At 63.1% G+C, this 11,804-nt stretch carries 2 protein-coding genes; both read left to right on the forward strand.

What is annotated here, in order from left to right; translation table 11 throughout:
- The first annotated feature begins 6 nt into the window (after window positions 1-6).
- On the forward strand, window positions 7-9,705 hold the full coding sequence (locus tag ACTRWH_RS15130; protein WP_462826552.1) for an amino acid adenylation domain-containing protein: 9,699 nt from the start codon (window positions 7-9) through the stop codon (window positions 9,703-9,705).
- Window positions 9,705-11,804: condensation domain-containing protein (locus tag ACTRWH_RS15135; protein WP_462826553.1), on the forward strand; the 2,100-nt coding region annotated here is incomplete at its 3' end. The genes ACTRWH_RS15130 and ACTRWH_RS15135, both read left to right, overlap by 1 nt.

Here is an 11,804-nt window from a genome sequence, read left to right on the forward strand (position 1 = left end):
GACAAGATGAGCCTACACGCGGAACGGTTTCCGAATTTCGCCGATGTCCTTCGTTTTTACGCAGAGCAGCAACCCCAATCACTTGCCATCCGGCAACTGGTCTCGGATGACGCGCCACCCCTGGTAACCAGCTACTGTGAGCTTTACCAGAAGGCACAGGCGCTAGCGGGATATCTACAGAACGAACTGGCGTTAGCACCGGGTGAACGGTGCTTGCTGATGCTGCCAGGAGGCGCGGATTTCGCGGCCGCTTTCTTCGGCTGTTTCTATGCCGGCATTATCGCCATACCCGCGTACCCACCTGAGCACGACCGTCAGGCCTATATTGACCGCCTCGGCGGTATGATCGGGGACTCGAAACCGATGGCCGTCCTTGCCCTGGAGCAGGACATCCGGCGTTATCAGTCTCGATTGGCGCCGCTGTTGCCGGACGGTGGGCGAGTGGTGGCGGCGGACCGCATCGGGCTGCACTGGCAGAATGCGTTGCAGGTGGTGCCACCCCAAAGCCAGGATCTGGCGTTCCTGCAGTACACCTCAGGGTCGTCCTCTGCACCCAAGGGGGTCATGGTGTCCCACGCCAACCTGATGGCCAACGAATACACCATGGCCAAAGCCTTTCAGGCCACTGATGACGATGTCTGGATGACCTGGTTGCCGCTGTTTCACGACATGGGACTGATGTCGGGTTTGCTGTTGCCGATCCTGCATGGCCACTGCGCCAACATGATGACACCGCAGTTCTTCCTGGCCCGCCCGGCACGCTGGTTGGAGGCTATCAGCCAGTACCGGGTGACATACTCCGGCGGCCCGGATTTCGCCTATATGCTCTGTGGCTGGCGGGTGACCGATGAACAACTGGAAGGCCTGGATCTGTCGAGTTGGCGTCTGGCCTTCACCGGGTCGGAACCGATTCGCCCGGAAACCCTGGAGCGCTTTGCCGATCGTATGGCGCCCCATGGCTTTCGCAGTGATGTCTTTGCGCCCAGCTATGGTCTTGCAGAAGCCACCCTGTTCGTAACCACCCATGGGTTCAACGGCGATGTCCAGACCCGTACCTTTGAGCCGGAGCAGCTTTCCACGGCAGGCCTTAGCAGTGCCCATCAGCCCAGCAGGCTGGTGGGGTGTGGGGATGCATATGGGGAGGACACGTTTTGCATCGTTGATTCCCAGACGAGGGAGCCCGTCGAGGACGGTCGAGTGGGCGAAATCTGGATATCCGGCCCCAGTGTTGCTCAGGGCTATTGGGAAAAACCCACGGCTACGGCGGAAACCTTTGTGCAGTGGCGGGATAGCCGATGGTTGCGCAGCGGCGACCTCGGCATCGTCGAGGACGGCCACCTATACGTGGCGGGGCGTCAGAAGGACGTCATCATCGTAAATGGCCAGAACCTGTATCCCCAGGATATCGAGAGCACCCTGGAGCGGGAGATTGAGCTCCTGATGCCAGGCCGGCTGGCCGCGTTTGCCACCATCGACGCCCAGCAGGCGGAAGGCATAGGGTTGGCCCTGGAAGTTGGTCGGACCACTCGAAGGATGGTCAAGCCGGCGATGATCTGCGCCGTCATCGCGGAAACCATGAGCGATACCCTGGGCATTGCGCCCCAGGTGATTCTGCTGCTGGAGCCCAAAACCTTGCCGCGTACCACCAGTGGCAAGCTGCAGCGCGCAGCCTGCCGCCAGGGATGGGAACGTGGTGAACTGTCGGTGTTTGCCGGCTGGCAGGACGGTCGCATGCTGCAAGCGTCGGCGCCAGCTGTGGCATCGGCTGAACTGGAATCGACGGTGCTGCCGGAAGTCGTGTCGGCCTGGCAGGCGGTGTTGGACCGAGATGACCTGGACAGCAATGCCCACTTCTTTACCTGGGGTGGTGATTCGGTCGGGGCCATGCAGATGCTGTCCCGTGTGGAGCGTGATCTGGGACTGAGGATTGAGCCAGCGGTTCTTTTTGAGCATCCCCGCCTGGGCGATTTTTCTCGCTGGGTATCAACACAGCGGGCGGATCGCTCTCGACCCACTTTGATCAAGCGTCTTCCCGACGATGCGGAGCTTCCGCAGTCCTTCGCCCAGCAGCGGCTCTGGTTTCTGGACCAACTGGAAGGCGGCTCCAGCGCCTATCACTTGTGCGGCGAATGGCAGTTCATGGGCAGTCTTGATGAAGACGCGCTCCAGCGCAGTTTGGACGCCCTGGCGGAGCGTCATGAAAGCCTGCGCACGGTGTTTGCCGAAACGGATGAAAACCGTGGCCTGCAGCGGATACAGCCAGCGGCACCGGTAACTGTGCAAAGTCATGACCTCACCGGCGAGGATTCTCCCGCAAGCGCGCTGGACAACCTCAGTCGAGCCCTGGTCAGCCAGCCCATGGATCTCGAGCAGGGTCCGTTATGGCAGGTGCACCGGGTACGCCTCGGGGACAGCGACCATCGCCTGTTGATGGTGATTCATCACATTATCGCCGACGGCTGGTCGGCGCAGGTGCTGGTGAAGGAGTTCGGGCAGCTTTACACCGCCTTTGCACAGGGACATGACCCGGATCTTCCGGTCCTGCCCATCCGTTATGCTGACTACGCCCACTGGCACCGGGAGACCATGGAGGCTGGCGAAGCCGAACGCCAGTTGAGCTGGTGGGAGCAGCAGTTGGGCGACGAGCACCCGGTGCTTGAACTTCCAACTGACCGGCCGCGCCCCGAGTCCCAGAGCCATCGTGGTGCCAGGGTGGCCTTTGCCTTCCCGGAACCGCTTAGTGAGAAGCTTCGGCAATTGGCCAGGGATCAGGGCGTTACGCTCTTTATGGTCATGCTGGCGCTCTATAAAACCCAGCTGTATCGCTATTCCGGCCAGCGGGACCTGCGGATAGGTGTGCCTGTGTCCGGTCGGTCACGGCCGGAAACCGAAGGTCTCGTCGGTCTGTTTGTCAACACCCTGGTGTTGCGCAGCCAGCCCGTCGCGACGCAGGGCTTCACTGATTTTCTGGCCTCGGTCCGCGACGCTACCCTCGGGGCGCAGGCTCATGCGGATCTGCCGTTCGAACAACTGGTGGACGCGCTGCAGCCGGAGCGTAACCTGCGCCACAACCCCCTGTGCCAGGTGAAGTTCACCCAGCAGTTCCCGTTGCCCGAGAATGTCGGGTTACCCGGGGCGACACTCACCATGCGCCAGCGGGACGACGACAGCGCGCACTTCGATATGGGCTTCGATATCACCGATCAGCCGGGGGGTATTGAGGGCACTGAGGGAATTGAAGGTATTAAGGGTGTGCTCACCTACGCGTGTGACCTGTTCGACGAGCCGCGTATTCGGGAGTTTGCCGAGGAACTGGTCAACCTGGCGGAGCAGGTCACCGCGAATCCCTCGCGGCCGCTGGGCGAGCTGGAGTTGCTGGCGACACCGTCGGCGCTGGAAGGACCGAAGGCGGACTTTCCCGTAGGGGACCTGGTGTCGCTCTGGAATGGACATATTCAGTCCACCATCGGGCAACAGGCTCTGCAATACGAGGACCAGTCTTTCGACTACGGCTGGCTGGAGGCGGAATCCAACCGGCTGGCACAGCACCTGCAAAGGCAGGGCGTGGCAGCGGAGTCGTCGGTGGGGCTTTGCCTCGACCGTTCACCGGAGTTCGTGGTTGGCGTTCTGGCGGTGCTCAAGGCGGGCGGGGCTTTTGTTCCCCTGGACCCGAAATGGCCCTCCGACCGCCAGGCATTTGTACTGAAGGATTGCGGTGCCGGGTGGCTGCTGGGTCATGAAGCCGTGCCCGGCTTCGAAGGCGCCTTGATAGGTTTCAACGCGGCGGCCGATTGGCGGAGCGAACCCGTTGAACCGTTGGGGACGCTGATTGAGCCGGCCCAGGCAGCCTATTTGATTTACACCTCCGGCACCAGTGGTACTCCCAAGGGCGTGGTGGTCAGCCACGGTGCCATTGCGAACTATGTACAGGGTGTTCTGGAGGTCATCGATCCCTCGCCGAAGGCCACCATGGCGATGGTATCCACCGTCGCGGCGGACCTGGGCCATACCACGTTGTTCGGGGCCCTATGCAGTGGTCGCACGCTGCACCTGTTGAGTGCCGACCGGGTTATGGACGCGGACGCCTTTGCCAGCTACATGGCGGAGTATCAGGTCGACATCCTGAAGATCGTGCCCACCCACCTTTCCGGATTACTGCAGGCTGCCGAGCCGGCCCGGGTGCTGCCTCGTGAGGCTTTGGTACTGGGCGGTGAAGCGTTGCCATCAGCGTTGCTGAGCCAGGTTCGGGAACTGAACCCAGACTGCCGTGTGTTAAACCATTACGGGCCGTCGGAGTCCACCGTGGGCGTGCTGACCACGGAACCGGGCGACGAGCAGGATTCAACCGTTCCGTTGGGCACGCCACTGCCGAACATCCGCGCGCAGGTGCTGAGCGAAGAGCGTTTACCTTTGCCTCAGGGTGCCATCGGCGAGCTCTACCTGAGCGGCGCCGGCCTTGCGCGGGGATACCTTGGTCAGCCGGAACAGACGGCCGCCGCATTTGTGGATGATCCCCAGTCGTCGCGGGAAAGGCTTTATGCCACCGGTGACCGGGTACGGCTGCTGGAAGATGGGCGGCTGAGCTTTCACGGCCGCAACGACGACCAGGTGAAGGTTCGCGGCTACCGGGTCTCACTGGGAGAGATTGCTCAGCGCATCCGCGCGTTCGACGGCGTCAGCGATGCCCATGTCCAGGTCGACGATAATGGCCTGATCGTGGCGTATCCGTTGGCGGTCGAACTGGACACTGAAGCCGTGCTTTCCGCGTTGGCGTTGCAAATGCCGGACTACATGGTACCGGCGCATATCCTGCCGCTGGCTGAATTTCCGCTGACCCCGAACGGCAAGCTCGACCGCAAGGCGTTGCCGCAACCGGAGCGTCAGGGTGAGGATTTCGCGGCGCCGCTGGCGGGTGTGGAAACCATGCTTGCAGAACTCTGGCAGTCGCTGTTGCATGTCGAGAAAGTCGGCCGCCACGACAACTTCTTCAGCCTGGGCGGAGATTCCATCATCAGCCTCCAGGTGATCGCCCGAGCGCGAAAGCAGGGCGTGAAGCTCACCCCAAAGCAGTTGTTCGAGAAGCAGACCATTGCTGAACTGGCTCACGTGGCCGAAGTCCAGGAGGCCGCTGCCGCGCCGAAACTGGCGGCCCGGGAGTCGGTTCCCCAGGCTTTCCCGCTGACCCCGATCCAGCAACGTTTTTTCAATCAGCCCGTTGATGATCGCAACCAATGGAACCAGGCGCTGCGCCTGGGTATCCGTTCACCGCTGGAGGCGGAGCCCCTGAGCAAGGCCCTGGCCGCGGTGGTCGATATCCATCCAGCCTTGCGGTTACGTTTTGACGCAGACCAGCGCACGCAGACCTATAGCCGCGAGGAAAAGGCTGATCTGCTCTGGACCCTGGAAACCGACGATGAACAGACCCTACTGTCGACCTTCAACGACGCGCAGCGCAGTCTCGACCTGTCGAGCGGACCGCTGCTGCGCTGTGTATTGGTCTCTCAGCCGGGCGAGCGTCAGGAATTACTGATCGCCGCCCATCACCTGGCGGTGGACGGTGTTTCCTGGCGGGTGTTGCTTGAGGATCTGCAGCTTGCCTATGAGCAGGCCGCAGGCGGCAGGGCCATTGAGCTCGAAGGGGACATTGACGGCCTGCATGACTGGGTGCATTACCTGCACCGGGATCTGGCCCATGGTCGCCTCGATGAGGAACTGGCGTATTGGCAGGCATTTTCTGCCGAAGACGCGGCACTGCCTTGCGACAACCCGGATGGCACAGCGCGGGTTGCCGACGGCGATCACTTGCGAATGACGCTCGATGAAGGGCAGACCCAGCGACTGCTCAACGACGCGCCGACGGCCTTCCGCACCCGGGTCAACGACCTGCTGCTGGCGGCATTGGCCCAGGCATTGGGACAGTGGTCCGGCCGCAGCCGCCATGTGATCACGCTGGAAGGTCATGGCCGCAATGCCCCGGATGGGGCGCCGGACGTAAGTCGCACGGTGGGCTGGTTCACAACGCTGTATCCGGTGGCGCTGGAAGCGGGCGAAGAGGCACTTGGCACACTCAAACGCACCAAGGAAATGCTGCGTCAGGTTCCGGGCGACGGGCTTGGGTATGGTGTGCTGAAGGAACTGCAGGGCGCGGAACTGCCGGAAATGACCGGTGCCGGTCTGACGTTCAACTACCTCGGCCGTTTCGACGGAGAGCCAGGTTCGCAGTTTGTCCTCGATGGCAAGCCCGTCGGCGATTCGCGCCACGGCTCTGGCCTGCTGGCGAACGCGCTGGTGGTGGACGGACAGGTACACAATGGTCAGTTACAGTTGGACTGGACCTACAGTCGTGCGAGGTTCGAGAAGTCGCGGGTGACCCGCCTGATCGACCTGTACCGCGAAGCGCTGATGACGCTGATTGAAGACTGTGCGTCCCGGGCCGGTGGCCTGACACCGTCGGATGTACCGCTGGCTGATCTGGACCAGCCGCAACTGGATGCTCTGGAAAACCCCGCGAATATCGAGGACATCCTGCCCCTGGCGCCGATGCAGGAAGGCATCCTGCTACACAGTCTGCTGGAACAGGGCAGCGGCATCTACCTTATGCAGGACCAGTATGAAGTGCGCAGCGAGGTGGATTTCGAGGCCTTCAGGGCGGCCTGGCACGCGGTGGTCCAGCGCCATCCCATGCTCAGGACCGCTTTCCACGGCCTGGACGGTGGCACCCAACACCAGATTGTCTATCGCGATGTGCCGTCGCCGGCGCAGCTGATCGACCTGAGCCATCTGGAGCGTGCCGATGCGGAAGCGGAGCTGGAGGCGTTGCTGGCGGCAGAACGCCGCCAAGGCTTCGACTTCACCAAACCTCCGCTGCTGCGTCTGCGCCTGGTGCGTTTCGGTCAGGATGATTGCCGTATTGTACAGAGCCATCATCATGCGTTGATTGACGCCTGGTGCCGTGGCCTGATGCTCGCGGAGTTCTTCGACCATTACCGTACGTTGGTGGATGGCAAGCAGCCGGTGGTAACCCCGGCGCGCCCCTACCGCGACTTCATCGCCTGGCTGAAACGCCAGGAGGCCGAACAGGCGCACCGCTTCTGGCGCGATAAGCTGGTCGGCTTCACCGAGGTCACGCCATTGCCCTACCAGCGCACCGCCATTGGTGAGCCATCCATTCAGGATGTGACGCATGCGCTCACAGCGGAGGAAACGGCTCGACTGGTTGAACGGGCACGCCACGAAAAGCTGACCGTGAACACCTTCATGCAGGCAGCCTGGGCACTGGTGCTGATGCGCCACGGTGGTCTGGACGAAGCCCTGTTCGGGGTGACCGTCGCCGGTCGCCCGGCAGAGCTGGATGGCATCGAAGACACCCTTGGCCTGTTCATCAACACCCTACCGCTGCGCATAGGCGCTGAAAGCGCAACCCAGACCGGGCTCGACTTCCTGCGTTCACTGCAGTCTGCCAATGCGGCCCTGCGCCAGTACGAACACCTGTCCCTGGCAGAGGTACAGAACCTGGCAGAAACCCCGCGTGGCGACGCCCTGTTCGACAGCCTGTTCGTGTTCGAGAACGTGCCCATGGGAGCGGACGTGCGGCAGGCCGCCGAAGCATACGGCATCACGCCTCTGGCGAACCGCACCCACACCAACTATCCGTTGACCGTGGTCATTCTGCCGGGCGAGACCTACCAACTTCAGTTCAGCTACGACCAGCGGGTTTTCCGGGATCGGGATATGCAGGCGTTGCTGGACCAGTACCACCAGGTTCTGCGCCAGTTGATGCGGGCGCCGGAGCAGCCGCTTGCCGCTATCCAGCTGGTTTCCGCCGGGGAACGGGGCGAGCTGCTCGGACTTGGCCAGGGCCAGATGGAACCGGACTGGATGAGCCTGAGCTGGCTCGAACGGTTCGAAGCCTGGGCGCTGGCGGATCCCGGCCGGGAAGTCGCCCGCTGCCAGGGCAGCAGCATGAGCTACGCCGAACTTAACCAACGGGCCAACCGCATCGGTCACGGCCTGATTGAGGCAGGCACGCAGCCGGATCAAGTGGTGGCGCTGTATTCGCCCCGCAACCTGGACCTGATGACTATGATCGTGGGCGCCTTCAAGGCCGGTGGCGCCTACCTGGCACTGGATGAACGCCATCCGCCGGCCCGCAGCGGCCGCATGTTGCATAGCAGTCAGGCGCCCGTGCTGGTCACGCCGGAAGCCTGCCTGGAGCAGGTCGGCGCCATCCTGGCAGAAACCGAAGCACGTCCACGGGTGGTCACCCTGGAATCCCTGTTGGCTACGGATCGGGATGGTAATCCATGCCGGTATCCGGCCATGGATCAACTGGCCTACGTCATCTACACCTCCGGCTCCACCGGTGAGCCCAAGGGCGTGATGGTCAACCAGCAGGGCATGCTCAACAACCAGTTGTCCAAGGTGCCTTATCTGGAGCTGGGGGACGGGGACGTGATCGCCCAGACGGCGGCCACCGGCTTCGACATTTCCGTGTGGCAGTTCCTGACCGCGCCGCTGTTTGGCGGCCGCCTGGACATCATTCCCGATGAGATCACCCACGATCCCCAGCGGCTGCTTGAGGCCGTGGCCGACAGCGGCGTTACCGTGCTGGAAAGCGTGCCGGCGGTGATTGAAGGCATTCTCGCGGTGCCGGAGCGGCGTCTGGGATTGCGCTGGCTTTTGCCCACGGGCGAAGCCTTGGGCCGGGAACTGGCCCGGCGCTGGTTCGAGCGTTACCCGCGCATTCCACTGGTCAACGCCTATGGGCCGGCGGAGTGTGCCGACGATGTGGCGCTTCATACCCTGACAGGCCTGGAGGACACGCGCGCGGGCATTCCCATCGGCAAACCCACCGACAACAACCGGCTTTATGTGCTCGACACCCAGTTGGAGCTGGCACCGAGCGGTGTGGTTGGTGAGCTCTATGTCGGTGGCACTGGTGTCGGCCGTGGTTATGCCGGCCGTCCGGAGCTGACCGCGGAGCGCTACGTCCCGGACCCCTTCGGTCAACCCGGTGGCCGCCTTTACCGAACCGGTGACCTGGCACGCTGGAATGACGACGGCCTGCTCGAGTACGCCGGCCGCGCGGACTTTCAGGTGAAGATCCGTGGCCAGCGCATTGAACCGGGCGAGATCGAATCCTGCCTGCTTGCTTGCAACGGCATTCGTCAGGCGGTGGTGGCGGCCCAGCAAACACCTCACGGGGCCCAACTGGTGGCCTACCTGGTGCCCGACGACGGTCTACACCTGGAAACCGAAAGCCTGCGGGATCGATTGTCCCATGAGCTGCCGGCGGTGATGGTGCCTACCCATCTGGTTGTGCTTGACCGGTTGCCGCTGAACGCCAACGGCAAGCTGGACCGCAAGTCCCTGCCGCAGCCGGAGCTTGAGGTACGCCGCTACATCGCCCCGGAAGGCGAACTGGAAGAAATCCTGGTGGAACTCTGGAGAGACCTGCTGAAGGTCGAGCAGGTGGGGCGCCACGACCACTTCTTTGAACTGGGCGGCCACTCGCTGCTGGCAACTCGCCTGCTGTCGCGGATTCGCGAGCGCCTGGGCGTGAGCGTGCCGCTGGCGGAAGCCTTTGAGGCCACCACGGTGGCGGCCATGGCTGCCGTGATTGAACGCCTGAAGGGACAGGCCCTGGATCAGGACCGCCTGGACAACCTTGATGCATTGATGAATGAACTGGAGGAGATTGAATAATGCAGGACAATGCGATGGCCCTGTCACGCCGCTTCCTGGGGCTGAGCGCCGACAAGCGCCAGGTGTTCCTTCGCAGACTGCAGGAGCAGGGGCTGGACCTGTCGTCCCTGCCGATCCCTTCGGGCATGGCCGGTGATGCCAGCCCTGCCTCTTTCGCCCAGCAGCGGTTGTGGTTTATCGATCAGTTGGAGCCGGGTAACAGTGCCTATCATCTGCCTGGCGCCATTCGTCTCAACGGCCCGCTGGATGTCGGGGCGGTGCAGGCGGCTTTCGACACCCTGGCACTTCGCCATCACAGCCTGCGCACTACCTTCCGTGCCGACGAAAATGGGGAGCCGCTGCAGGTGGTGGGCCCGGTGGCACAGGTCGACGTTCCGCAACTGAGCGCCGACAGCGAAGTGGAATTCCAGACCCTGGTCCGGGAGATCGCGCAGCAACCCTTCGATCTGGCCGCTGGCCCGCTCTGGCGGGTGGCGTTGGTGCGGATGGCGGAACACGACCATCGCCTGGTGCTGTGCCTGCATCACATCATTGCCGATGGCTGGTCGATCCAGGTGCTCCTGACGGAGTTTGCCCAGTGCTATCGTGCCGCCCTGTCGGGCGAGGAGGCCATCTTGCCGCCGCTGCCCCTGCAGTACGCAGACGTGGCCTTGTGGCAACGCCGGGCGCTTGAGGCAGGCGCTGGGGAAACGGATCTCGACTACTGGTCGCGGCAGTTGGGCGATGAGCCGCCAGTGCTGGAATTGCCGACCGATCGGCCGAGGCCTGCGCAGCAGTCCTTCCGGGGCGGGCGTTATCACTTCACGTTCGACGACACCGTGGCCAATGCGCTGAATGCCCTGGCGCGGTCCCGGGGAACAACCTTCTTCACGGTCATGCTGGCGGCCTACAAGGTGCTGCTGTGCCGGCTGAGCGGGCAGACCGACCTGAGCGTGGGCGTTCCCATTGCCGGACGAGAACAGGCGGAACTGGAGGGCCTGATCGGCTTTTTCGTGAATACCCAGGTGCTGCGCAGCGATGTGGCCGGCGGCAATGGATTCACAGCCATACTGTCCCGGGAGCATGAGATTGCCCGGCAGGCTCAGACGCATCAGGCATTGCCATTCGAACATCTTGTCGACCAGCTGCAGCCGGAACGCAGCTTGAGCCACAATCCGTTGTTCCAGGTGCTTTATAACCATCAGCAGCGCAATGGCGAGCGCTTTGAACTGACTCCCGGTGTGACTGCTGAATTGCTGGCGCAGGACGCCGGTGCCGCCCAGTTTGACCTGGCGCTGCACACCTGGGCCTTCCCGGACGGTCGCGTGGGCGGTAACTGGAATTACGCGGCGGATCTGTTCGATGGGGAAACGGTTGAGCGGATACACCGTCGATTTGAATGCCTGCTCCGGCAGATCGCGGCAGACCCCCAGCGGCCAATCGGCGCCTATGACCTGCTGGACGACACCGACCACGAGCAACTGGCGACCTGGAACCGGACGGGCGTGGACTATGGCCGGCCCGAGCCGGTGCATCGTCTGCTCGAGCGCCAGGTGGCTGCGCACCCGGATCGGGAAGCCCTGGTGTTCGGCGCTGAACGCCTGAGCTACGCCGACCTGAATGCCCGTGCCAATCGCCTGGCCCATTACCTGATCGGGCAGGGCGTGGATAGCAACAGCCTCGTAGGCGTTGCCACCGAGCGCTCGGTGGCCTTGGTGGTCGCCCTCTACGCCATCCAGAAAGCCGGCGCCGCCTATGTGCCGGTGGACCCCGAACACCCACAAGCGCGTCAGAGTCAGGTGCTGACCGACGCCGGTATGGACCTGCTGCTGACCCACGACGCGGTGATTGAGTCACTGCCGGCCCCGGCCGGGCTGTCGGTGATCAACCTCGACCAGCTTGATCTGGCGGATCAGCCGGCATCGATCCCCGATGTCGGGATCCACCCGGAGCAGCGGGCCTATGTGATCTACACCTCGGGCTCCACCGGCAAACCCAAGGGTGTGGCCAACACCCACGCTGCGTTGTTCAACCGCCTGAAGTGGATGCAGGCGGCCTACGAACTGGGCGAGGACGACACCGTCCTGCAGAAAACCCCTTACAGCTTTGATGTGTCGGTG

This window comes from Marinobacter sp. G5_S1_61_S3 (assembly GCF_054968585.1).